The organism is Nocardiopsis algeriensis, assembly GCF_014203695.1.
GTDB lineage: Bacteria > Actinomycetota > Actinomycetes > Streptosporangiales > Streptosporangiaceae > Nocardiopsis > Nocardiopsis algeriensis.
In genome coordinates, this window is sequence record NZ_JACHJO010000007.1 from 21,970 (window position 1) to 47,333 (window position 25,364).

15 protein-coding genes, 1 tRNA gene and 1 pseudogene are annotated in these 25,364 nt (G+C 72.0%); 10 read left to right on the forward strand and 7 right to left on the reverse strand.

All coding sequences use genetic code 11. The features are described 5' to 3' along the window. Positions 1 to 28: 28 nt before the first annotated feature. The gene (locus FHS13_RS12260) at positions 29 to 1,264 is read right to left on the reverse strand and encodes an alanine racemase (RefSeq protein ID WP_184291693.1); all 1,236 of its coding nucleotides are present in this window, start codon (positions 1,262 to 1,264) and stop codon (positions 29 to 31) included. Between the two features lie 89 nt (positions 1,265 to 1,353). Beyond that, entirely contained in the window at positions 1,354 to 2,325 is a 972-nt protein-coding gene (locus tag FHS13_RS12265; RefSeq protein WP_343065002.1) for a glycerophosphodiester phosphodiesterase family protein, read from the reverse strand. 256 nt (positions 2,326 to 2,581) lie between these two features. Between FHS13_RS12265 and FHS13_RS12270 the strand changes: the two genes are divergently transcribed. Further along, positions 2,582 to 4,219 (forward strand): hypothetical protein, encoded by a 1,638-nt coding sequence (locus FHS13_RS12270; protein ID WP_184291697.1) that lies wholly within the window; start codon positions 2,582 to 2,584, stop codon positions 4,217 to 4,219. Between the two features lie 310 nt (positions 4,220 to 4,529). Next, complete coding sequence (locus FHS13_RS12275; RefSeq protein ID WP_184291699.1) at positions 4,530 to 6,326, forward strand: gamma-glutamyltransferase family protein; 1,797 nt, start codon at positions 4,530 to 4,532, stop codon at positions 6,324 to 6,326. Between the two features lie 488 nt (positions 6,327 to 6,814). Here the strand turns inward: FHS13_RS12275 and FHS13_RS12280 are convergent, their stop codons facing one another. From FHS13_RS12280 to FHS13_RS12300, 5 genes are all read right to left on the reverse strand, one after another. Next, the gene (locus tag FHS13_RS12280) at positions 6,815 to 7,972 is read right to left on the reverse strand and encodes an NlpC/P60 family protein (RefSeq protein WP_184291702.1); all 1,158 of its coding nucleotides are present in this window, start codon (positions 7,970 to 7,972) and stop codon (positions 6,815 to 6,817) included. Between the two features lie 160 nt (positions 7,973 to 8,132). Further along, a complete protein-coding gene (locus tag FHS13_RS12285; RefSeq protein ID WP_184291703.1) occupies positions 8,133 to 9,797 on the reverse strand; it encodes a bifunctional 3'-5' exonuclease/DNA polymerase in 1,665 nt (554 codons plus the stop codon). 113 nt (positions 9,798 to 9,910) lie between these two features. Next, the gene (locus tag FHS13_RS12290; RefSeq protein WP_184291705.1) at positions 9,911 to 10,828 is read right to left on the reverse strand and encodes a 2-hydroxyacid dehydrogenase; all 918 of its coding nucleotides are present in this window, start codon (positions 10,826 to 10,828) and stop codon (positions 9,911 to 9,913) included. A gap of 32 nt (positions 10,829 to 10,860) precedes the next feature. Next, complete coding sequence (locus FHS13_RS12295) at positions 10,861 to 11,688, reverse strand: TrmH family RNA methyltransferase (RefSeq protein WP_184291707.1); 828 nt, start codon at positions 11,686 to 11,688, stop codon at positions 10,861 to 10,863. A gap of 153 nt (positions 11,689 to 11,841) precedes the next feature. Next, complete coding sequence (locus FHS13_RS12300; RefSeq protein WP_184291709.1) at positions 11,842 to 12,483, reverse strand: hypothetical protein; 642 nt, start codon at positions 12,481 to 12,483, stop codon at positions 11,842 to 11,844. 477 nt (positions 12,484 to 12,960) lie between these two features. Between FHS13_RS12300 and FHS13_RS12305 the strand changes: the two genes are divergently transcribed. From FHS13_RS12305 to FHS13_RS12340, 8 genes and pseudogenes are all read left to right on the forward strand, one after another. After that, a complete protein-coding gene (locus FHS13_RS12305) occupies positions 12,961 to 14,697 on the forward strand; it encodes a substrate-binding domain-containing protein (protein WP_184291710.1) in 1,737 nt (578 codons plus the stop codon). A 382-nt stretch (positions 14,698 to 15,079) separates the two neighbouring features. Continuing rightward, on the forward strand, positions 15,080 to 16,825 hold the full coding sequence (locus tag FHS13_RS12310) for a substrate-binding domain-containing protein (protein WP_184291712.1): 1,746 nt from the start codon (positions 15,080 to 15,082) through the stop codon (positions 16,823 to 16,825). A gap of 200 nt (positions 16,826 to 17,025) precedes the next feature. Next, positions 17,026 to 18,636: a DUF2510 domain-containing protein gene (locus tag FHS13_RS21735; protein ID WP_184291714.1), complete on the forward strand. Its 1,611-nt coding sequence runs from the start codon at positions 17,026 to 17,028 to the stop codon at positions 18,634 to 18,636. Positions 18,637 to 18,747: 111 nt separating this feature from the next. After that, positions 18,748 to 19,398 carry an oligoribonuclease gene (orn, locus tag FHS13_RS12320; protein WP_184291716.1) on the forward strand — a complete coding sequence of 217 codons (651 nt, stop codon included), beginning with the start codon at positions 18,748 to 18,750 and terminating at the stop codon, positions 19,396 to 19,398. 67 nt (positions 19,399 to 19,465) lie between these two features. Then, a tRNA-His gene (locus tag FHS13_RS12325) sits at positions 19,466 to 19,541 on the forward strand. Positions 19,542 to 20,269: 728 nt separating this feature from the next. Beyond that, entirely contained in the window at positions 20,270 to 23,608 is a 3,339-nt protein-coding gene (locus tag FHS13_RS21880; RefSeq protein WP_184291718.1) for an AAA domain-containing protein, read from the forward strand. 136 nt (positions 23,609 to 23,744) lie between these two features. After that, positions 23,745 to 24,242: a hypothetical protein gene (locus FHS13_RS12335; protein ID WP_184291720.1), complete on the forward strand. Its 498-nt coding sequence runs from the start codon at positions 23,745 to 23,747 to the stop codon at positions 24,240 to 24,242. A gap of 331 nt (positions 24,243 to 24,573) precedes the next feature. Beyond that, positions 24,574 to 25,337: pseudogene (locus FHS13_RS12340) on the forward strand (transposase family protein). Positions 25,338 to 25,364: the final 27 nt, after the last annotated feature.

Sequence of the window (25,364 nt, forward strand, 5' to 3'; positions counted from 1 at the left end):
AAGCGGAGGCCCCGAAGGAGCAGAGCCGTCAGAAGTAGGTGGCGACCATCTCCACCACGGTGTCCCCGTCGTCGACGACGGGGATCACCGACCAGCGGTCGAAGGCCGTGCAGGGGTGGGAGATGCCGAAGGACAGCAGGTCGCCGGGGCGCACGCCCAGCTCCGGCGGGACCCTCAGGTAGGCGTGGTGGTCGTTGAGCCCCGTGACCTCCACGCCCGCCGCGGGGGTCGAGGTGCCGTCGGCACGGCGCAGCACACGGGGAACCGGCAGCCCCTGGTCGGAGTTGGCCTCCCGGCGGCCCATGCCGGCGATCGCCAGGCCCTCTTCCGGGGTCGAGGTGACCTGCGCCCACAGCTCCAGGGCCCCGGCCAGGGAGTCGGGTCCCTCCGCGAGCCTGCGATAGGGGGTGGTGCGCCGGTACAGGCCGTCGTCGTGGGCGACGTAGGCGCCGCTGCGCAGGATCGGCACGAGGTCCGGCCGGCCGCCGATCTCCTCGGCGACCAGGTCGAACCAGGCGCTGCCGCCCACGGAGACGATCGGCCGCTCCACCGCGTGCTCCCGGGTGAGGGCCGCGGCGTCGTCCACCAGGTCGCGCAGGAAGCCGCGGACACCGTCGGCGTCCTCACCCAACGGGCCCTCGTAGCCGGCCACGCCCGCCAGTTCCAGCCCGGGCGCCTCCGCCACGGCGCGGGCCGTGTCCAGCAGTTCCTGCCGGGTGCGGCCGCCGGTGCGGCCGCCGGGAACGCCGCGCTCGACCAGGATCCGCAGCGGTCTGCCGCCTCCGGCGGCGGCCGAGGCTGCCCCGACCCCCTCGGGGGAGTCGGCGTAGAGGAGGAACTCGAAACCGGGGTCGGCGTTCAGCTCCCCGGCGATCCAGTGCAGTGCCCGGGGGTCGAGCAGCTCGTTGGCGAGCAGGATGCGCTCCACCCCGAAGCGCCGGAAGGCCAGGACCTGGTTGGCGGTCGCCGCGGTGATCCCCCAGGCGCCCGCCTCCAGCTGCCTCCGGACGAGGACGGGGGCCATGGAGGTCTTGCCGTGCGGGGCGAACAGGAGTCCGCGGCGGCGTGTGAAATCGGCGAGCGCGGCGACGTTGCGTTCCAGGGCCGAGGCGCGCAGCACCATGAGCGGCCAGGTGAACGGACCCTCGAACAGGGAGTCGCGGCGGGCCGCGAACTCCTCCAGGCCGATCGGGTCCCCCGGCCACCACAGCCCCTTGGTCCGCCAGTCGACGTGCTCCTCGGGAAGGGTCGGCCGGTCGCTCACGTGTCCTCCGCCTTCTGCACGGTGCCCCGCGGAAGCGGGGCGGGTCCTTCGCGATCCTGCCATCCGCGCCGCTCCCGCGCCAGGCCGGGTCAGTGGACGGCCACGAGGGGCGCGATGACCTCGTCGACGCTGCGGTGGGCCCGGCGCGCACCGACAAAGTCGGCGATGGCCTCCTGGGCGGTGTCGACGTAGTCGGTGATGAAGCCGTCGACGCCCCGGTTCAGGACGGCGTCCATGTCGGAGCGCTCGTTGACCGTGTAGGGCATGGTCTCGAGGCCGTGCCGGTGCACCTGCTCGACGTAGGAGGCGTCGATGCTGGTGTGTTCGGGGTTGATCATCTCCGCCCACGTGAACTCGGCGATGCGGTTCTCGGGGACCCGGCCGAGCAGGGCGTGCGGGACGGACGGCAACAGGTCGTGGGAGCGCCGCACGACCTCCCAGTCGAAGCTCTGGACGACGAGGGCCCGCTCTCCCTCCGGGGTGCTTCCGTGCAGCCGGTCGCCGTGGTCGCGCAGTTCGTCGGCGACGTCCTCCTCGATGCCGGGGTGGCGCTCGGGCTCCTTGATCTCGAGGAAGAGGCCGAGCTCCAGCTCCTCCAGACGCTCCAGCGCCTCTTCCAGGGTCGGCACCCGCTCCCCCTCGAAGGAGGGCGAGAACCACGACCCGGCGTCGAGCTCGCGGATCTCCTCCAGGGTGAGGTCGCCGACCTCGTAGGAGTCCTTGTCGGGGAAGACCTCGCGCACATCGGTGGTGCGCGTCAGCGTGGCGTCGTGCATGAGGACGAGCTCGCCGTCCGCGGTGCGCTGGACGTCGACCTCGACGACGGCGGCGCCCAGCTCCCGCGCGGTCTCGATACCGGCGATGGTGTTCTCCGGCGCGTGTCCCGCGGCTCCGCGGTGGGACACGGCGACGGGGACCCTCGGAGAGGCCGCCTGCCTCACGACGGCGGGTTGCTCCGGAGGCGGATCCGGGGGCCCGCCCACCGGTTCGGCCGGTACGGCGGCCGCGCCGACCGTGAGGAAGAGCGAAACCGCTCCGACGACGATTCCGATGCGGTGCACCAGGCCTCCCAAGGGCGTGTGGACTGGTCGGCTGCTTCTGCAGGGTGAGTACGTTCGGTGACCAGGGGGAAACGCTAGGTCGGACGGCGGGCGGCAGGCCGGAGACACCCCGGGGCTCCACGGACCCTTGACCCGGAGGACATCACCCGATGTGGCATTTTTGTTGCTTAGTGCCACAGCTTTGACCCCATAACCCCTCAAGAATACGCAGAGTGCTGACACCATCACATAAAGCAGCTGATGGGAAGGAGCATTCATGCGCACGTACCCCACGAAGTGGGTCGCGCTGCTCGGGGCCTCCGCACTCGCCGCCACGGGTGCCGTCTGCCTGGCCGGAACGTCCTCCGCCGACGACGGGGGGAAGCAGGCACCGGCCTGGCCCGTGATCCGGCAGGCGCAGTCCTCGTACAGCGTCGACGGGTTCACGATCGGCTACCTGCCCGCCGAGCTGGAGCGGTACGGCATCAACGCCACCAGCGTCAGCAACAGACGGGGCACGTACTCGCAGATCTCCTGGGTGCGGGGCCCCGACCAGATGTACGGCAGGGTCGCCGTGATCCGGTCGGAGCACCTGAAGGAGCTCCGCGACCTGTACGAGGACCACTACTCCCACCTCGAGGAGGGGGAGCTGGAGCTGCTGGACACCGGGAAGGACGGGAAGGCCTTCGGGGAGGGCGCCTACCTCGCGGAGGAGACGGGCGACCTCTTCTGGCTGGAGGAGCCGGGGGTGGCCGTCACCGCCCACCTCCAGCCCGACCGCTGGGACCGGGGGGAGCTGGTCCGCGTGGCGGAGTCGGTGGCACCGGCCGGAGAGGGGCAGGAGTCCCCCGAGGCGTCGGAGGGGCCCGAAAGCGGTGAGGCGGCGGAGGTCCCCGAGGACTCCGGTGTCCCGCAGGAGGCCTCCGCATCCCCGGAGGGGGAGCCTTCCGAGGACACGGGGAAGCCCGCCGGGGACGAGGTCGCGGCGCCGGAAGGCGGACAGGCCGGGCCCGCCGCCGAGAAACCTGCCACCGAGAAACCTGCCGCAGACGAACCTGCCGCCGAGAAACCTGCCGCAGACGAACCTGCCGCCGAGCAGAAGCCCGTCGAGGGAAGGCCCGTCGGAACCGGGCCGGACCCGGACGCGCCCGCGGAGGACACGCCCGCCACCGGACAGGACGGGCCCACCGGAGACACGTCTCCGGTCGAGGAGTCACCCGAGGAGAACCAGCCCGCTGCCGGGGAGCAGGCCACCGAGGACGGGCCCAGCGACGGCGGATCCGGTCAGGACGCACCCGCGGCCGGGGAGCCGACCGCCGAGCGGAAGCCCACCGACGAGCCGACCGGAACCGGGTCCGGCCCGGACGCGCCCGCGGAGGACGCGCCCGCCACCGGGCAGGAGCCCGCGGAGGACACGCCCGCCGAGGGCGGGCCCTCCGGTTCCGGCCCGGACGGCTACGCCCCCGGCAAGGACTCGGACGACGTCCTCTCCCGCGAGGTCGAGCAGTGCCTCGTCGGACGGTTCGTGGACACCGGCACCGGACGGAGCAGCCTCGGCGACGCCGAGCTGGGCGAGGACGCCGCGGCCCTCCTCGAGAAGGTCCTGGCGGGGAAGGAACCCGACGGGGACGAGCGCGAACTCCTGCTCGCCATCGCCTGGCACCACGGCGAGGAGGCCGCCACGGAGGCGGCCCTGGACGACTGCGCCGCCGAGCACGGCATCGACCGTGCCCGGTTGGAGGCGGAGGTCGCCGACGAGATCTCCGACGAGCTCGCCGATCTGGCGGCAGGCTCAGCCGAGCCCTCCGAGGGCACGGACACCGACGGCGCCGACGGCGACCTCGACGCCGTCACCGCCGAGGAGTGGGAGGAGCTCTGGCTCTCCCTGCCCTGGAGCTACACCGTCACCCCCTGACCCGGTGGCGGTGCCGGACTGCCGCGGGCCCGGCCGGGGCGCGGAGAAAGCCCCGGCCGGGGGTGACCCCCGGGCAGTCGGGTCGGGAGGGGTCTTCGGCCTCTCCCGACCCGGGAAGGACCCGGGGTCGGCGTACGCGCCGGCCCCGGCCCCGTGCCGCTCCCTCTCCGGGAGCTCTCCGCCCGGGGAGCCTCCTCCGGCTCCTTCCCCCGGTGTCCTGTAGCGTCGCCTGGCACGCCCCCACCAGGGGCGCCCTCCCTGGGCGGCCCACCGGCCGCCTCCCCCGCAGCACCGAGGAGGAACACCCCCGATGCCCGGTTTCACCACCCGCCCCCAGCTCCGCGGCGACTTCGGCATGGTCGCCTCCACCCACTGGCTCGCCAGCGCCACCGGCATGTCCGTGCTCGAGCGCGGCGGCAACGCCTTCGACGCCGCCGTCGCCGCGGGCTTCACGCTCCAGGTCGTCGAACCGCACCTCAACGGCCCCGGCGGCGAGGTCCCCGTCATCTTCCAGGCCGCCGGGCACGCGCCCCGCGTCCTGTGCGGACAGGGTGTCTCCCCCGCGGCAGCGGTCCCCGAGGCCTTCGAGGGCATGGACCGCATCCCCGGCAGCGGTGTGCTCGCCGCCACCGTCCCCGGCTCCTTCGACGCCTGGATGCTGCTCCTGCGCGACCACGGGACCCTGGGCGTACGCGATGTCCTCGACCACGCCATCGGCCTGGCCGAGCGCGGCTACCCGGTACTGCCGCAGATCGAGAGGGCGATCGCCGCCGTCGCCCCCGTCCTCACCCGGCACTGGGCCGGTTCGGCCGGCGTCTACCTGCCCGGTGGCGCGGTTCCGGCGGCCGGTTCCCGGCTGCGCAACCCCGCCCTGGCCGCCACCTACCGCCGGATCGTCTCCGAGGCCGAGGCCGCCGGCCCCGACCGCGAGGCGCAGATCGAGGCGGCCCGCCGCGCCTGGTCGCAGGGCTTCGTGGCCGAGGCCGTCGGCGCCTTCCTGGCCTCACCCGTCCCCGACGCCGCCGGAACGCCCCGGCAGGCGCTGCTCACCGCCCAGGACATGGCCGACTGGAGCGCCTCCTACGAGGACCCGGTCAGCGTCTCCCACGGTGACCGGACCGTGCACAAGACCGGCCCGTGGGGCCAGGGCCCCGCCATGCTGCAGCAGCTGCACCTGGCCGAGGCCCTGGGCACGGGTGCCGACGTCCGGGACGGGGTGAGTGCGGACTTCGTGCACCTGGTGACCGAGTCCGCCAAGCTCGCCTTCGCCGACCGGGAAGCCTGGTACGGCGACCCGGACTTCACCGACGTGCCCCTGGGCCGGCTCCTCTCCCCCGAGTACGCAGCGGAGCGCGCCGCCCTGGTCGACGCCTCCCGGGCGAGCACGCGGCAGCGCCCGGGCCGGATCGACGGCCGCACCCCCTTCGTCCCGCCCGTGTTCCTGGCCGGGGAGGCCCCCGCCGACCGCACCGTCGGCGAGCCCACCGCCGGCGACGTCGCCTCGAGGGCCTCGCTGCGGGGCGACACCTGCCACCTGGACGTCGTCGACGCCCGCGGCAACATGGTGTCGGCGACACCCAGCGGCGGCTGGCTGAGCAGCTCCCCCGTCATCCCCGATCTGGGCTTCCCGCTGGGCACCCGGGCACAGATGTTCTGGCTCGACCCGGCCTCCCCCAACCGGCTCCAGCCCCGCAAGCGCCCCCGCACCACCCTCTCCCCCACCCTGGTGACCCGCGGCGACGGCCAGGCGGTACTGGCGATGGGCACGCCGGGCGGCGACCAGCAGGACCAGTGGACGACCACGGCGCTGCTGCGCGTCCTCAACGGCGTCGACGACCTCCAGGAGGCGCTGGACATCCCCATGTTCCACACGAATGCCTTCCCGAGCTCGTTCCACCCGCGCGAGACGGTTCCGGGCGACCTCGTCGTCGAGTCCCGCGTGGACGGGGACGTCGTCGCGGAACTGGAGAGGCGCGGCCACCGCGTCCGGGTCGTCGCCCCGTGGTCGCTGGGCCGCCTGGCCGCGGTGGCCCGCGACCCCGACACCGGCGAACTGCGGGCGGCGGCCGACGCCCGGGGCGCCCAGGGGTACGCGGCGGGCCGGTGAGACGAACGCGGACGAAAGGCGAGCGGAGTCAGCCGAGATGTTCGATAAGCCGGAATTGGGACTACTTGCCTGCCTTGAATACACCTCTTGCCAAATCAACCTGTCGCTGCTTACCTAGTCCTTGTGCGGCGCCCCGGAACGGAAACGGCGGCCGCGCCGAGAACTCCATAGACCATCCGCAGGGTCGGCCGCTGTCTCCCCCTCCCTCAGCACCGCTCCTGCCTCCCTCCTGACCGATACCTGCCTTCCCCTCCCGGCCGGGTTCTTCGGACAAGGAGAAATGGGCCGTGGTGTCACCGGGCGCGGTGGTACCACGGCCCGCTTCTTTCCCCTGTCCCCGGCGTCCGCGACCGCAGGCGTGCCGGTTCCGGACTTCCCCTGACCGCAGGTGTCCCCGGCCGGGCCCCGGTCCGCGATCCCTGTGCGTGAGGGCCCCGTCCGTATCGGACAAGGCCCTCACGCACAGGCCGCCGGGCGGCCGGGTCCGCTCACACGTGGACCCGCACCGCACCCGCGTAGTTGGCGGTCCGCACCTGCGTGACACGCACGTCCAGGCCCGTGCGCGGTGCCTCCAGCATCATCCCGTCACCCAGGTAGATCGCCACGTGCGAGATGTAGTCCGGCGCGGTGGGGTCCGAGCGCCAGAACAGCAGGTCGCCGCGCTCGATGTCCTCGTAGGCGATGCGGTCCCCCGCGTTCCACTGGTCGTGGGTGACGCGCGGAATGCTCACCCCCGCCTCGGCGAAGGCCCACTGGAGCAGCCCCGAGCAGTCGAAGCCGACCCCCGGCGTGGTACCGCCCCACACGTACGGAACCCCGAGCTGCGACTCCGCGTTGGCGATGACCTCCTCGACCACGCTCGGCGGAACGGCCTCGCCCTCCGTCATCGGCTCCGGGGAGTCCGCCACCAGCTGCACCGAGACGTCCTCGCCGAGGGTCTCGGTCAGCGTCTCGTACAGCTCCCACAGATCCGTGCCGGGAGCCGAGACGACCAGCGCGTTGCCCTCGGGCATGCCGAGCCCGGCGGCGGTCTCCCGGGAGACCAGGGCGTCGATGCCGGCGATGCCGGACGTGGCGTGCGTCCACACCTCCAGCGGCACCTCGCCGCGGCCGCCCGCGACGGTCACCTCACCGCCGACCTCCAGGCCGCGCTCGGTGCCGACGTCGTTGGACAGGGCGATGCGCCCCTCGGCGACGCCTTGCCAGATGTCGTCGGCCTCGGCCGAGGGCTCGGGGGCGTAGTTGCGGAAGCTGGAGGGGTTGACGCCGAGCACGGAGGTGGGCTCGCCCTCGATCTCGACGCGCGCGGCGTCGACGGTCAGGACGTGCTCGACCCCGTCGATGCGGCGGACCTCTCCGGCCGCGTCACGGGGGATGGTGGTGGGGGCGACCACGAAGTACTCGATGCTGCGCGCCTCGCGGAAGGGGGCCACGTAGGCGTCGCGGCGCAGGTCCTCGGGGTCGGCGACCTCCGGTGAGGGGGTCGCCTCCTGCTCGGGGTCCGCGCCGCTGGGGCTGCCGGAGACCTGTTCGCTGAGGGGGGGACGGTCCTCGACGACCGGCTCCGCCCAGGCGGGGGCTGCTCCGAGGGCGGTGAAGGCGACTGCGAGGGCCGCCGTGGTGCACGCACTTCTACGGCTCCGCACGGGGAGTTCTCACCCTTTCTCATGAGCCTGCCGGGGCATGGGGGACCCCTGCGGCGAGCGCCATGTCTGTATTGTCCGCGTCCAAGAATGGGCGCAGCCGGACGACTTTGCAAGGCACCCCGGCCGACCGATATCGGACGTCCACACAAATGCTCCGGGGCTACGCGGGGCCCTGCGCGGACGCGTAGTCCCGCGCCACCGCGACGGCCAGCGGAAACCGCACCGGGGTGTCCCCGAACAGGACCGTGCGGGTGTGCTCCTCCGCCTCGGCGACCGCCCGCACGACGCGGGCCGCATCCTCCCGGGGCACGTGCAGAACCACCTCGTCGTGGACGAAGAAGACGATGCCGGCGCCCTCGGGCAGGGGCGGCAGACGCCGGCGCAGCGAGGCCAGCAGCACGAGCGCCCACTCCGCGGCGGTGGCCTGGACGACGAAGTTGCGGGTGAACCTGCCGTGCGCCCGGCGGCGGCGCTCCCCGTCCGGGCCCGCGACCGCCGCGCCCCAGCCCTGCGGAACCGGAGAGGTGCGGCCCAGCCAGGAGCGGACGGTGCCGCCCTCCTCCCCCCGGCGCGCGGCCGCGTCCACGTACTCCAGGGCGCGGGGAAAGGAGCGGCGCATGGCGGCCAGCAGGGGTGCGGCCACACCTCCCGTCTGCCCGTACATGGCCGCGAGCATGCCGATCTTGGCGCGTTCGCGGTCGCCGCCGGTCCGCGCGGCCAGGCGCGCGTACAGGTCGTCCTCCGCCGCGGCGGCGGCCAGGGCCGCGTCACCGGAAACAGCGGCGAGCACCCGGGGTTCGAGCTGCCCGGCGTCGGCGCGCACCAGCACCCACCCGGGATCGGCCCGCACCGCGCCGCGCACCGCCTTGGGGATCTGCAGGGCGCCGCCTCCCCGGGTGGCCCACCGTCCCGAGACCACCCCGCCCACCACGTAGTCGGGATGGAAGCGGCCCAGACGCAGCCCGCCGGGGCCCTCGCGCTCCTCGACCCACGTGTCCAGCCACGCCCAGCCGTTGGCCGAGTGCAGCCGGGCGAGCTCCTTGTAGCGCAGCAGGAGGGGGACCACGGGGTGGTCGACCCGCTCCAGGACCCACGCCCGCGTGGACTCCACGGGATGGCCGATCCACGCCATCGCCCTGAGCACCTGCGCCGGGGAGTCGGGGTTGACCTCGCGGCCCACGGCCTCGCCGATCCGGGCGGCGAGCTCGGCCAGGACGGGCGGCCGCTGCCCCGCCGGAGGCCGGGGCCCGAGCACCTCGGTGAGGATCCGGTCGTGGACGTCCGGCCGCCAGGGAAGGCCGTCGTGACCCATCTCGGCGGCCGCCAGGGCGCCGGCGGACTCCACCGCGGCCAGCAGGCGCATGCCGGCGGGCAGCGCGGCCAGGCGGCGCTCCTGGTCGGCGTGCACCTCGGCGAGGGCGGCCAGCCGGTCGGTGCCCGGGGGCAGGGTGGAGCGGTCGGCCTCGAACAGCGCGGGCTGGGCGAGGACGCCCTTCCCCAGCGGATGCACCGGGTCCTCGGGGACGGGGAGGCCGTGCAGCCGGGCCCAGGCCGCCCCCAGGGAGGAGGGCTCGCCGTGGCGCCCCTCCCGGCCCAGGAGCAGCGCCTCGGTCAGCGCGGTGTCGTGGCAGCGCCCCAGGCGCACCCCGGCGCGCAGGAACGCGGGGTAGACGTCCTCGGTGGCGCCCCACACCCAGCGCGGCCCGTCGCGCTCGGCCTCCCCCACCGCCCGGGCGAGGTCGTCCACGCGCCGTACGGGGCCGGGCCCGTCGAACTCCTGCATCCAGCCGCCGCCCTCGCCGTCGGCGACCACCCCGATCCGCATCCCCCCATTCTTTCCGCCGCCTACGACAGAACCGGGGAGGAACGGGACGAAGCACCACCGTGTTCCCGCCCCCGCGGACCGCCGGCACCGGCCGGGGCGCCCCGGGGCGCCGGTCAGCCTTCCCGGACCACGTTGGCCAGGGGCTCACCCGCGGCCCAGCGGGCGAGCTGGGCGTCGACGAACGCGCGGGCGCGCGGGTGGAACGCGGCGGACCCGCCCCCCACGTGCGGGGTGATGTACACGCCGGGGGCGTCCCACAGGGGATGGCCCGGCGGCAGGGGTTCGGGATCGGTGACGTCCAGGGCCGCGCGCACCCGCCCCTTCTGCGCCAGAAGGGCGTCGGTGTCCAGGAGGGCGCCCCGTCCGACGTTGACCACGAGCGCGTCGTCGCGCAGCAGCGCGAACCGGGACGCACCGAACAGCCCGCGCGTGCTCTCCGTCAGCGGCGTGACGAGAACGACGACGTCGGCGCCGGGCAGCAGGCCGTCCAGTTCGGCCACACCGTGCACGCCCTCGTCCGGGCGGGGCCGGCTCGCCACCCGCACGACCTCGGTCTCGAAGGGCAGCAACCGGGCCTCGATCGCGCGGCCGATGCTGCCGTAGCCGACGATCACCACCCGCTGGTCGGCCAGGGAGCGCTGCGGCACCGCCGCCCACCTGTGCTCGCGCTGGTCCAGGGCCCACCGCGGCAGGTCGCGCTGGGCGGCCAGGATCAGGCCGAGCGCGTGCTCGGCGGTGCTGGCGTCGTGCAGCCCGCGCCCGTTGCACAGGGTGACGCCGTCGGGCAGGTACGGCAGGACGTGCTCGTACCCGGCCGACACCAGCTGGAGGACCCGCAGATCGGGCATCCGGGGAATGATCTCCAGGTGCTCGTCGGAGACAGCCGCCATGGACGGCATGTAGGGCAGCTGGTAGAACCCGATCCCCGCCAGGTCGCGCGGCGCGGACCCTCCGGCGTAGAGGTCGGCCTCGACGCCCTCCGGCGCGTTGCGCCGGTTCTGCTCCCACTGCACGAGTGCCCGACCGCCCAATGCCCCTCCTCCGTCGCGCGTCGGGCGCCACCCTACCGGGGCTGCCCGCCGCGCAGGGTGAGCTCGTAGCAGGCGACCGCGGCGGCCGCCGTCACGTTGAGGGAGTCCACGTCCCGGGCGGCCATGGGGATGTGCACGCGCGCGTCGGCGCGCTCCAGCCAGCGCGGGGAGAGCCCGTCGCCCTCGCTGCCCAGCATCAGCCCCACCTTCGCGCCGGGGTCCAGTTCCGCCATCGCCCTGCGCAGCGGCACCGAGTTCCGGCCCGGCGTCAGCGCCATCAGGTGGAAGCCCGCTCCGCGCAGCGCGTCCGGCCCGCCGTACCAGTCGTCGAGGCGGACGTGGGGCAGGGTGAACACCGAGCCCATGGACACCTTGACCGACCTGCGGTACAGCGGATCGGCGCAGCGCGGCGCCAGGACGACGGCGTCCACGCCCAGCCCGGCCGCGCTGCGGAAGATGGCGCCGACGTTGGTGTGGTCCACCAGGTCCTCGAGCACGACGATGCTGCGCGCCCCCTCCAGCACCTCCGCCGGCGCGGGCAGGGGCTTGCGGTGGAAGGCGGCCAGGGCGCCCCGGTGCAGGTCGAACCCCACGAGCCGTTCGGCCGTCTCCTCATCCACCACGTACAGCGGGGCGCCGGAGCCGGCGACCACGTCGTCGAGCGCCCGCGCCCGCCGTTCGGTGAGCAGGAAGCTCCGGGGGATGTACCCGGCGGTGGCCGCGCGGCGGATGACCTTGTCCCCCTCGGCCATGAACAGCCCGTGCTCGACCTCCAGGTGGCGGCGCAGGTTCACGTCCCGCAGGCGCGTGTAGTCGGCGAGCCGGGGATCTGCGGGGTCGTCGACCCTGATGACGTCCATGGACGTCCATTATCGGCCCGCCGCGCACCTGCTCCTGCCCCGGGCCCGGCTCCGGGGGCGCACCCCCGGGGCCCGGTCACGGCAGACGGCGCCGATGGCCTTCCCCGCCGGAGGGCCCGGCCCTCCTGCTGTCCGGCAGGCGCCGGACCGCGGTCACATGACCTGGTCGGTGATGGCCCGCAGCCGCTGCCAGCGGGCCTCCTCGCACGAACCCTTGCGGTTGAGGGTGGTCTCGACCTCCTGGCCCTCCCAGGTGCCCGTGACGGTCGCCTCCTGGGGGCCGTACACCTTGTCGGTGCACACGGTTCCCTCGCGCACCTCGGTGAACAGGTAGCCGCTGCCGGTCGCCGACGCGGCCGTCGGCTCCGCCGCGGCCCCGCCCTCGTCGAGGGCGGCCTGCTCCGAGGCGGTGGCGGCCTGCTCCGCCGCCCCTGCGCCCTCGCCCTGGAACTCGGCGGCGGCCCGGGCCAGCTCCGCGCAGGCGGCCGGGTCCTCCTCCGGGGTCCCCGTGCACTCCAGGGTCTGCACCCAGGCGCGGTCCCGGTCGCTGACCTGGATCTGGAGCCGGCCGACGGGACCGCGCGGGGCCGCCTCCTGCCCGGTGTCCTGGGGCTCGGGGTCCAGACCGGCGATGTCGGGGCTGAGCGCGGAGGTGGTCTGCACGTCTTCCTGCGCGGGCAGCATCGAGGGACCGACGACCACGGCGTAGGCGGCCGCGCCGGCGCAGCAGGCTCCGGCGAGCAGTGTGGTACCGAGAGAACCTCGGCCACGGTGGTCACGATGCGATGGGGACATGCCAAAACCCTCGGGGGTCGTCGTTACAGACCGTCGCTCTGCCATCGCGTCGGGGACGCGGGAGGGGCGACGGACTCCTGGGGCGGGCCCAGCCTAGCGGGGAGGCGGATGCACTCCCCCGCAGGGACCGTAACAAACCGGTCACCTCCCACCGGCGGACCGCTCCGCCGCGTCCGGGGGCGTGTCCCGCGTGCGGCAGGGGACGCGTCCGCCCGCGGGTACCGCTTCCACTCTTGCGTTACCAACGAGTAAGGTCCCAGAAGGATTGCTCGGGAGTGTTTCACGTCATATAGGTCATATATGGCTGGTCGGCCTCACTCACCATGTGAGACGCCGCCACCCGGACAGTGGTTCACACGCATTCCCCTCGCGCCCCGCCGGCGCCCGCGCCCCTTCCTGCTTCCGTACATCCGCCGACCTCCCCGCAGCCCCCGGCACCCCCGCGGGGAACGGCCGCAGCTACGTTCCGGAGTACACGTGTCCACAGGACGCCACCGCCTCCCCTCCCAGGCCGTCGCCAGGACCCGCAGCCTGGCCGGATCCCCCCTGGGAATCAGCGCCGTCGCCGTCACCCTGATCGTGGCCGCCGCCGTCGCCGTTCCGGTCGGCATGAACGCCCTGGGGTGCGGTGAGACCCGCTACCTCCGGGTTTCGGCCACCCAGAACCTGGCGCCGATCCTGCGCGAGGCCGCGACCGAGTTCAACGGGGAACGGCCCTCCTACGACGGCGACTGCGTCTACGCACAGGTGGACGAGATCGCCCCGCACCGCATCATGACCGCCATCGCCGGCGGCCCGGGCGACTCCACGATCGCCCCCGACGTGTGGGTGCCCGAGTCCTCCGCCTGGGTCGAACTGGCCCGCGTCTCCGCCGGCGGCACGCACAGCATCACGACCGACCCTCCGTCCCTGGCCAGCTCCCCGGTGGTCCTGGCCGCACCGGAGGGCACCGAGGGCATGCCCGACCCCGGCGACACCAGCTGGACCCTGGTCCTGCCCGGCGAGCGCGACCCCGACCGGCCCCTGGTCATGGTCGACCCCAACCGCGGCGCCGACGGCATGACCGTCATGCACGCCGTCCGCCGCCACCTGGGCAGCGGTGACGCCGCCGACACCGCCATGACCGACTTCGTCCGCGACGTGCAGACCGACAGCGCCTTCGGCGAGATCGACCTCAGGTCCTTCTTCCCGGGCGCCGACCGCCAGGGCCGCGTCGACCCGGTCGTCGTCGTGCCCGAGCAGGCCGTGGTCTCCTACAACAGCACGCGACCCGAGTCGGCGCCGGAGCTGGTCGCCCACTACCCCTCCGAGGGCACCGTCGGCCTCGACTACCCCTACGTCACCACGACCGACACCCCCTCCCTCCGGGAGGCCGCCGACGACCTGTACGAGGTGCTGAAGGACGACTCCTACCGGGACCGCCTCCGGGAGCTGGGCTTCCGCGACCCCGACGGCAGCGCCCCCACCGCCCTGGCCTCCCGTCCCGGTGTGATCGCGGAGGAGCCGGCCACCCACGAGGACCTCACCGGGGACGCGCTGCTGGCCTCGGTCACCGACTGGAACCGCCTGTCCATGCCCAGCCGGACCCTGGTGCTCGCCGACGTGTCGGCCGCCATGGCCGAGGACCTCTCCGACGAGGGCGGCCCCACCCGCATGGAGACGGCCGTGGACGCGGCCATGCTGGGCCTGTCCCTGTTCCCCGACGAGACCGACATGGGCCTGTGGCTGATGTCGGACTCCTTCGGCGAGACGGGCCGCGAGGAGTCCGCCGAGATGCACCGGCTGGGCGCGGCCGAGGAGGGCGAGGAGTCCACCCGCCGCCAGGAGCTCGTCGAACTGGCCCAGGGCGTGGACGTGGAGGGCGGCGGCTCCCGCCTGTACGACAACATCCTGTCCGCCTACGACGAGGTGCAGGACAACTACCACGAGGACAAGATCAACAGCGTCATCCTGCTGACCGCCGGCCAGGACGGGGGGTCCAGCGACCTCTCCCACGAGGACCTGGTGGCGGCCCTCCAGGACCGGTTCGACCCGCGCCGCCCGGTGAGCATGTTCATCATCGCCTTCGGCAACCAGGCCGACCGCGACGAGCTCCGGGCCGTCGCGGCCGCCACCAGCGGCTCCCTGTTCGTCACCGACGACCCCGACGAGATCGGCGACATCTTCCTCAGCTCGATCTCGCGGCGCCTGTGCGTGCCCGACTGCGACAACTGACCCGCGCCCGGTGCGGCCCCGGTCCCCCCGGGCCGCACCGCCCCTCGAACGATATCGATTAGGTATCGAACTCGGGTTTTGTTCTGTCCGTTTTCAACAGCCGGTCACCGCCGTCCTCGACCGGATTCCCCGAGGTCAACGGGGGCGGGACACGTGAAAACACGGAACGTGCTGGTCCTGTCGGTCTCCGTGCCCCACGGACGCACATGCGCCGTCCCCGCACTGTTGAGTACCTTTCCCACCAGTAACACCCGCATGGCAGTTTGATCTGCACACCGACCGGAACGCGCGGGTTCTTCCCGTACCGTCCGCATCCGGTCCCCTCCCCGACACCCATCCCCCCTGTACGCCACTGGCTCGTACACGACCCGTGAGGAAAGCTGTGGGACGTCACCGCGGAAGATACGCAGAAGAACCCTCCCGCCGGTCCAGGAGCAAACGCAGACGCGGAGGCGCCTTCGCCGCCCTGGCCGCCGCCCTGGTGATCGTGGTCGGCCTCGCCGCCGCGGGCGTGTACATGTTCGGGCGCTCCGACGGCTGCGGCGGCTCCGACATCCTGCTGGACGTCGCCGCCGCCCCCGAGATCGCCCCGGCGGTCGACGACATCGCCCGCGACTTCAACCTCGCCGACACCTCCGTGGACGGCCGCTGCGTCCGCGTGGAGGTCCGCCAGGTGGACTCGGCCAACGTCGCCTTCGGCATCACCGGCGCCGGCGCGACCATGGGCGACACCGACTCCCACGTCTGGATCCCCGACTCCTCGATGTGGGCGTCCATGGTGAAGCACCAGTCGGGCGACGCCATCATCACCGACACCGGCACCTCCGTCGCCCGGACCCCGCTGGTCCTGACCGAGCTCGCCGAGTTCGCCTCCGAGAGCGGCGAGGCGCCGACCTGGACGGACATCCTGCCCACCGGCGCCCCCGAGGACGGGGCCGAGAACAGCATGCGCGTGGTCGACCCCACCCGCAGCTCCACCGGCCTCGGCACCCTCTACCTGCTCAACAACGCGCTGGAGGAGGCCAGCCCCGACGGCGAGACCTACAACGCGTACATGACGGCCGCCCTCCAGACCCTGCACCGCAGCACCTCCGCCGACGAGGAGGCGGCCTTCCTGGCACTCAGCGGCAGCGGCGCGGAGACCCCGCCGATCATGGTGATGTCGGAACAGGCCGCCTGGCGCTACAACACCGCCCACAGCGACACCCCCGTCGAGGTCAGCTACCTGGAGAGCAACACCTACTACCTCGACTACCCCTACATCGTCCGCAGCGAGGACAGCGAGATCACCCGCGCCGCCGAGGAGTTCCGCAACGCGGTCCGCTCCGAGCCGGCGCAGGAGCACATCCTGGCCGAGGGCTTCCGCGGCCCCGAGGGGCAGGTCGACACCTCCGTGCTCAGCGCCGAGGCGGGATTCCGGGAGAGCGCCCCCGCCGAGCTCGCGGCCCCCTCCGAGGGCGTGGTCACCGAACTGACCCGCACCTGGAACCAGATGAAGATGGACTCGCGCGTCCTGGCGATCGTCGATGTCTCCGGGTCGATGCTCGCCGAGGTCCCCGGTTCCGGGATGACCCGCATGCAGGTGACCGCCGCCGCGGCCACACAGGGCCTGGAGATGTTCACGCCCTCCTCCGAGCTGGGCCTGTGGAAGTTCTCCACCGACGTCAACGACGGCCTGCACTACCAGGAGGTCGCGCCCGTGCGCGAGCTCCAGGCCACCGGGGACGACGGCACCGAGCACCGCCAGGTGATGTCGCAGGCGCTGTCGTCCATGCAGCCGCTGCCGCAGGGCGACACGGCGCTGTACGAGACCTACCTGGCCGCCTACCAGGAGATGTCCAGGACCTACCAGCCCGACCACAACAACGTCATCCTCATGATGACCGACGGGGACAACGACAACCCCGGCGGAATGGAGCTGGACGAACTGCTGACGCAGATCGAGGAACTGGCCAGCCCCTCGCGGCCCATTCCGATCATCACGATCGCCTTCGGCCCGGACGTGCAGAACCTGGAACCGCTCCAGGAGATCGCGGCGGCCACCGGCGGCGCCGCCTACATGACGGAGGACCCCATGGAGATCGGTGACATCTTCATCAAGGCGTTCTCCCTGCGCATCGCCGACTGACCTGGGCGAAGCCCTCCGGAAAGGGGGGAGGGGCGCGGACGGCGCCCCTCCCCCCTTTCCTGTTTCCGGAACCGGGAAAAGCGACGTTCCGTGATACGGAAGACACACAAAGCAAGATGGTTTGTACAAAAACCGCGCACACTCGGAAAACGGGGTAGCTCTGGTTAAGCGGAGCACCACAACCCCTTAGTCTGTCGCCCATGGGTGGATCTATCGAGCCGGGTTGGTACGCGGACCCGCAGGGCGACGCACAGACGCTCAGATGGTGGAACGGCGAAGAGTGGACGCGGCACACCCGCTCCCTCGACGAACTGCGGGGAGGCGCCGACGGCGGCTCCACCGCCGAAGAGGACTCCCCGACCGCCGTCCTCGGCGGCCAGGAGCAGCCCGCCGCCGACGAGGACCCCGGGACCATGCGCCTGGGTCCGGCCCCGGTCGACGAGGAGCCCAGCACCGTCCGGATCAGCCCCACCTGGGCCGCCACCCCCGCGGCGGAGGAGAAGCCCGCGGCCGAACCGGCCGACGGCGCCACCGTACGCGTCAATCCCGCCGACCTCCCCGGCCGCACCGCCCCCGAGAACGAGCCCGCGGCCGACGGCGCCACCATACGCGTCAGCCCCACCGACCTCCCAGGCCGCACCACCCCCCAGGACGAACCCGCCGACGGCGCCACCGTACGCGTCGACCCCGCCGACCTCCCCGGCCGCACCACCCCCGAGAACGAGCCCGCCGACCCGACCGAGGACGGCCTCCCCACCGCGGACCTGAGCGCCGAACGGGACAGCGGAACCTCCGGCACCAAGGTGTTCCAGCCGGGCGAACTCGGCGACACCCCGCGCACCGCCGTGTTCACCCCCGGCAGCGACACCCCCGGCACCGCCGTCTTCCAGCCGGGCGACGAGGCGCACTCCGGCGCCGCCCCCGAGGAGGAGGGCGGGAAGAAGGGCCGCTTCGGCAAGTTCCTGGGCGACCTCAAGGAGGGCTGGTCCGACCTCTCCGAGGAGCGCAAGGAGCAGCGCCGCCTGGCCGAGGAGGAGGCCGCCCGGCAGCGCGAGGAGGAGCGCGTCCGCAAGGAGGCCGAGGCCGCCAAGCAGGCCGAGGAGGCCCGCAAGCGCGCCGAGGAGGAGGGCGCCAAGGCCCAGCAGGGCCCGCAGCAGGGCACCCCCTGGACGCCCGGCCGCCCGGCCGCCGACCAGCAGACCCCCGCCGCGCCGGCTCCCCCGGCCTGGCCCGGACAACCGAACACCGGCGCCCAGCCGGGCACGGGCCCCCGGCCCAGCACCGGTGCGCAGCCCGCACCGCCGCCTCCGGTCCCGCCCTCCGGGCCGCAGCAGGCGCGGTTCTCCCCGCCCTCGGGCCCCCAGCACACCCCTCCGCCCCCGATGCCGCCCTCCGGACCGCAGCAGGCGCCGCCCCCGTACTACCCGCCCCGCCCTCCGCAGGCGCCCCCGGGACAGCCGCCCCTGCCTCCGGCACCGCCGAACCAGATGGCCGGACGCCCCGGCTACCCGCCGCACCCGTACGCCTCCGCCCCCGGCGGCCGACCGCCCGCAGGCGGCCCCCAGCCGCCCCAGTGGGGCCCCGGTGGACAGCCCGGCCGCCCCCCGTTCCCGCAGCCTCCGCCGCAGCCCCAGCCGCCCAAGAAGAAGAGGGGCGGGTGCTGCTCCTGCGGATGCCTGTTCTTCGTCCTGCTGCTGCTCCTCATCCTCGCGGTCCCCTTCTACCTCCAGTTCTGGGGCGTGTGGGACTGGATGTACGACATCTTCGGCATGGGAGCCCCCAACGGCATCGCCGACGACTACGTCTGGTGACGCACCCGCACCGGGGCGGTCGGAACTTCCGGCCGCCCCTCGCCGTGTGCGCGGCCACCGCCCGCACCGCTCCCGGGCATCGACCGCGGAAAACGCCCTAAGCTGACCGGTATGAATGACAGTTTGGTGTGGATCGACTGCGAGATGACCGGCCTCGACTTCGAGAACGACGCGCTGATCGAAGCGGCCTGCCTGATCACCGACGGAGAGCTCAACATCCTCGACGAGGGCATCGACCTGGTCATCAAGCCCCCGCAGGCCGCACTGGACAACATGGGCGACTTCGTCCGCGACATGCACACCACCTCCGGCCTGCTCGCCGAGCTCGACAAGGGCATCTCCCTCCAGGAAGCCGAGGACGCCCTCCTGGAGTACATCCGCCGCTTCGTCCCCGAGGAACGCAAGGCGCCGCTGTGCGGCAACTCCATCGCCACCGACCGCGCCTTCCTCGCCCGCGACATGAAGCGCCTCGACCAGCACCTGCACTACCGGATGGTCGACGTCTCCTCCATCAAGGAGCTGCTGCGCCGCTGGTACCCGCGCGTGTACTACGCGAGCCCGGACAAGAACGGCGGCCACCGCGCCCTCGCCGACATCACCGAGAGCATCCGGGAGCTGCGCTACTACCGCGCCGCCGCGTTCGTCCCCGAACCCGGCCCGAGCTCGACCACCGCCCGCGCCATCGCCGCCGACGTCGTCGCCGGCGGAACCGGCCGCCTGGGCACCGTGGCGCAGCCGACAGAGGACGGGGCGGAAAACTGATCGAAGCACTCCCGGGGATCCGCTAAGCTTTCATACGTACGCAGGGCCGAGAGGCCAGGCGCACGTGGTGGGTGTAGCTCAGCTGGCAGAGCACTTGGTTGTGGTCCAAGATGTCGCGGGTTCAAGTCCCGTCACTCACCCCAGAGGCTTAAGCCCCTGACCAGCGGAAACGTACCCTGGTCAGGGGCTTTCGCGTTGCCGGGGGTGCACAACGGCGGAGAATCCGCCGGGCAGGACCATGCCGCCGCGTACAGGCACATGTCCCATCCCGACCAGGCGCGCGGCAGCGTCTCAGAGGAAAGCGGCACGGGTCGGCAAGACCCCTCCCCAGGAAACACAGCACCGGTCCCGCCTTGCCGCTTACAGTGGCGGAGCTGTGTCCACAAGTCCTCACCCAACGCCACCAGACGCGCACCAGGTTCCCCGTCCCGGCCGGTCTGGAAGAGGTCGGGAGCTCGTAGCGGTGCAGGTCCCCCCACCGCGCGAATGCCTGGGCCAACTCGTACTCGTTGAGAACCTTCCCGGGCGCCATTCGACAGCAGAACTCATCGACCGAGGCCCTTCGAAACACACTGAGAGTACGCCGGACCGGAAAAAGCGAAGGAGCTTTCGCCAAGCCCGTGGGAATGAAGGTGCGGCAGCACACCTTCTCGTGCCCCACCACTCTCTCCCCTGACCCCGATGTCCGATTAGGGACTCTTTCCGGCGGCACCCGCACCAGAGACTGGTATCAACAACGAGTGGTGCCCCGTGGACGCGCTGGGAGCGCCGCACTCCGAGTCCGGGAAGGGAACATGTGAACAGAGGCGACCAGGAACGTGCACGCGTCGTTGATTTCTGGCGGGCCGTCGAACTGTTCGAACCGCAGAAAGTGGACAGACCGAACCTGCGCGGTGACGCCCCCGTCTCCCCGGTCGAGCCCGGCCGCCCTCTGCCCTGGCAACGGGGGCATCCGGTCCGCCGGCGTCCTGCGCCCCGCAACAGGGTCTGGCGGCACACGGTCTACCTCGGCGTGTTCAAGATCGAACAGATGCACGCGATCCTCACCGACGCCTTCGGCGCCGATCCGACGCGTGGTGACGAACGCCCGGTGGGAGAGGCCGCGCTGGCGGCGTTCGAGGTCGACGAGCGAGGCCAGGCGCTGCTGGCCACCCAAGCCCTGGCCACATGCGGATGGGCGCTCGGGCGGACCATCTCCCCCGGGCCCCGGTCACGGCACTGGTTGGAGGGTTTCAACCGGTCCGAGGAGCGTTTCGGTGAACTCTACAACTGGCTCGTTTCCGACCCCGGCCCCGAACCGACCAGAGCTCTCCTCACCGCGGTGGACGGAGGTCTGGTCTCCGGACCTCTGGTCGATCTCTGGGAGGCCGTGCGCGCATCACTGAAACTGTCCGCGGAGGCGGCGGGGGCACTGTCGGTTCCGGATGCGGACATGGAGATATCGGCCTCCGTCGGAGCGGAACTCTCTTCCGACGACCCCGGTGCTTCCCTTCCCCGACTCCGCACGACGGGAGAGGACGGCCGCGTCCTGCACTTCCGGGAACTGGAGGCCCTCCAACGAGTGGTGGCCTCCCTCCTGGGTGTGGACCGCCATCTGGTGCTCAACATCCGCATCCGGAGCCACACTGTTTCCGTCAAGGACGACGAGGCCGAACAGGAGCACCAGGAGTTCCTCCTCGCCCAGCAACGAGGCGAGACCGAGATTCCAGGGGATCCCTTCGGGGACACCACCGACGCCCCGCTCCTCAACAGCTTCATCGCCGAGGACCTGGCTACCGTCTCCGAAGCGATCCGCAAGGGCGGGTACGGCGCGGCACTGCGCACTTACCTGTCCTCCTCAGCGGAGATCGCGGCACTACGCCGCACGGACATACGCCGGGAACAGAACGCCGTCGTCCACCGCGTCCACCCCGAGCTGACACCCGCGGGCCGGTGGCCGGCCAAGGACATCCATCCGCTGGTGCTGAGCCAACAGATCGCGATCAACTCCATCACCGAATCCCTGGGGCGGAGTTCTGGCGTGTTCGCGGTCAACGGTCCGCCCGGCACAGGCAAGACCACCCTCTTGCGCGACCTGGTCGCCCACATCGTCGTGGAACGGGCCACGGTCCTGGCGGGCTTCACCAAACCTTGGGAGGCCTTCACCAGGAAGTCGACCGGCTGGGACCACGAGCGCGGCCGCACCTCCTTCCCTCGGCTGGTCCCCGAGCTGACCGGATTCGAGATCGTGGTGGCCTCGGCCAACAACGGCGCGGTGAACAACGTCACCCAGGAGATCCCCGGGCGCAGAGCCGTCGATGAACGGTGGGCGGAAGCCGACTACTTCGCCGCGACCGCGTCGAACATGATCGAGGACGCGGAGGGGGCCTGGGGGACACTGGCCGCGCAGCTGGGCAACACCGGCAACCGCCGCAACTTCGTCAGCCGATTCTGGTGGGGCAACCGTCCCGACCGCACTCAGACCGAACACGGTATGCGCACACTCCTCGCCGCGCTGGACAAAGCCGACCGGGCCGACTCCCAGCCGGGGCTGCGCCGCTGGCGCGAGGCCGTCGAGGCGTTCAACGCGGCCGTACGCGAGCGGGACCGGTTGGTCGCCGAACGCGCAGTTGTAGCGAGGAAGCTGCAAGAGATCCCTTCGGCGCGCCGTCTCCTCCAGGAGGCCGAACGCCTGTACCAGGATCGGAAGCTTTCAGCGGATGATGCCCGCACCGGACATGAAGTGCGCCAACGGTACAGCCATCAGGCGACCACCGACCTCCAGAAAATCGAGGCCGAGCGCGCACGGCACTGGGAGTTCAAACCGGGTTTCTGGGACGTCCTGTTCTCTTTGGGGCGCCGCCTGAGGGAGTGGCAGCACACCGACGACGGGATCGTCTCGCGGCTGCGCGCCGCGGAGGCCCACAGCCGCGAGTGCGCTGCGGCGGAGGGGGAGGCGCGGCAGACCAGGGAGAACGCCGACCGGGACCTGACTGCGGCCGACCACGACAGGCAAACCGCCGGGTCCCGCCTGACCGCGCTGGAGAGGGCGGTAGCTGCCGCGGAGCAACGGTGGCCGGGGTACGTACCGGTCGGCGACACGGTCACCAGCGATCGCGAACGCGAGCTCAGCGCCCCGTGGAACGACGCCGAGCTGGCCCGGGCACGTACCGAGGTGTTCCTCTCAGCGCTCGCCCTGCATGAGGCATTCATCCGCGCGGTCCCCGGCAAAATGCTCAGGGTCCTGCGCGCCGCCATGGATGTGCTGGACGGCAGGGCCAAACAGGCTGACGACGAGGCCGTACGCGAAGCGATGCGCGGTCTGTTCATCGTAGTGCCGGTGGTGTCGTCGACCTTCGCCTCTTTCTCCCGCACCTTCGGGGCCTTCGACTCCGAGTCCCTCGGGTGGCTGCTGGTCGACGAGGCGGGCCAGGCCACCCCTCAGCAGGTGGTGGGGGCCCTGTGGCGTGCGCAGCGCGCCGTGGTCGTCGGCGACCCGCTCCAGCTCGAACCCGTCACCACCCTGACTCTTCCCGCTCAGCAGCACCTGCGCAGGCGCTTCGAGGTCGAGGAGCGCTGGCTACCCGCCTGGACCTCGGTGCAGACGTTGGCGGACTCGGTCACCCCGTTGGGAACGCTACTTGAACGGGGGGAGGGCGAACCGCTCTGGGTGGGGTGTCCGCTGCGCGTGCACCGACGCTGCGACGATCCGATGTTCACCGTCTCCAACACGGTCGCCTACAGCGGGATGATGGTGTTCGGAACCCCCGAGCGGGAAGAGCTTGCCCTGCCGCCCAGCCAGTGGGTGCACGTACCCGCGTCCGACGCCGAAGGACACTGGCGGCCTCTGGAGGGCGACAGGCTCAAGTGGCTTCTCAAGGGCCTGCGTGACAACCACGGCCACCCCATGGACGAGGTGTTCGTACTCGCACCATTCCGTGACGTGGCGGACAAGGTCCGGAAGATCTCCACGGATTTAGGGGTCCGCTGGGACAGGACAGGGACCATCCACACCTCCCAGGGCAAGGAGGCCGGAGTGGTGGTCTTCGTCCTCGGCGGGGCCCCTGACCGGGAGGGCGCCCTGGAGTGGGCCAGCAGAACCCCCAACCTGCTGAACGTGGCGGCCAGCCGGGCCAAGCGCAGGCTCTACGTTATCGGTGACCACACGGCATGGGCGCACCGGCACCACTTCAAAACGCTCGGACAATACCTGCCGCTGCGGAAGAGGTGACCGGCACGGACGCCGCCCGTGAAGGCTCACACGGACCCGCTCCGCTACCGCGATACCGACGCCCTGAAATCACGCCAGGGATACGGTTTTACCGCTCCCTGCCCTCAATCCTGGAGGCCCTGTGTCCCGTGCTCTTGTGCCCGTCGCAGCCGTCGCCGCCGCGGTCTGCCTGGTCGCCTGCGCGGCTCCCCACCACCCCGTCCATGACACGCGAGACATCGAAAGCGGCTCGAACGATCTGGTGACGCTGGCCGTAGAGGTCACCACGGACAATCACTGGCTGGCAGGCCGCAGGGACGACGGCACGTGCGTATGGCACACCCCGGCCTACGTGCTCCGGGACGGGGCGGGCACCGTGTTGGATGTGGGAGATGTCCCGGCCGACAGGGCCGACGGGACCGCGGCGGGCGAGATCCTGGACGGTGATCTGTGCCTGTTGCCCGTCAACCTGGATGCCCCTCCCGCAGAGGTTTACGAGGTGGAGATCACCGCCACGGCGCCGACCGGGGGGAGTATAGGCCCGATCCCGGGAGAGGGTGAAAGTTACTCGGGCTCGGACATGATCAGCCGTCGTAATGCGCAGGACGGCGGGGTGGTGGAGGTGTTCATCGCCGGCCCGCCGTCTCCTTACTGATGTGGTCGCGGCTGGGCGCTCGTCCCGGACAGGGACAGGCTCAAGCCCGTTCCAGCGTCCCTTCCAGAAGCCCACAAGGAACGGCTTTTGCCCTTCCCTGAGAAGCAGGACAAGAAGCCTGTGACGCGGCGACGCCGAGGCGCCAGGATTGTCTCCCTGGAGGAGATCGAGGCGAACAAGAAGATTTGAGGCGCGAAGAGAGATCGAGCCCTTTTCATCTTGAAGGTGCAGGTCACAGCCCTGTACCGGTCTCTCCGCGCCTCTTCTGAACAGCAAGAAGCCCCTGGTGGAGGAGTTAACGACGAAGAAAACCCAATACCAGAGGCTTCGCATGCTGTTCTACCCTGCCGCGCTGCCATTGTCACGTCGCACCCTGAACCTGGCCGCCCGCACCATCTGTGCCCACCGCACCAAGACCGGGTCCCGATGGCGGCGCCTGGAGCCGGCGCAGCAGGCCCTGCTGGTCTGGTCCACCTGTACAAAGGTGAGCCCTTCGCCCAGGTCGTGGCCGGGTTCGGCATCGGCACCACGACCGCCTGAAGGTACGTGCGCGAGACCACGGCCCTGATCGCCGGCCAGGCGCCCACCCTGGCACAGGGGCTGCGCCGCGCCCGCCGCAAGGGGTGGGGGTACGTGATCATCGACGGCACCCTGATCGCCTGCGACCGGGTCGCGGTCGACTGCCCCTTCTACTCCGGCAAGCACCAACACCACGGCATGAACATCCAAGTGGTGTCCGCACTCGACGGCGAACCCCTGCAGGCCTCCTGGTCGCTGCCCGGGGCGGTGCACGACACCAGAGCCGCCCGGGTGTGGAGGATTGCCGAGCGCATCGAGGCGGCCGGGCTGATCGGGTTGGGCGACAAGGGCTACGTCGGGCCCTCCGACGTGGTGTTCTGCCCGTTCAAGGGGCGCGGCAAGCCGCAGTGGAAGATGGACGCCAACTCCGCCCATGCCAAGCTCCGCTCGCCCGGGGAGCGCGCGATCGCCCAGCTCAAGCAGTGGGACATCCTGCGCCGCCTACGCTGCTGCCCGCAACGCGCCGGCCAGATCACCCGCGCGGTGCTGATCCTCCAGCTCCGAGAAGCAGGATAAAAAGGCTCAGTGGTCAAGGCTTTCGGG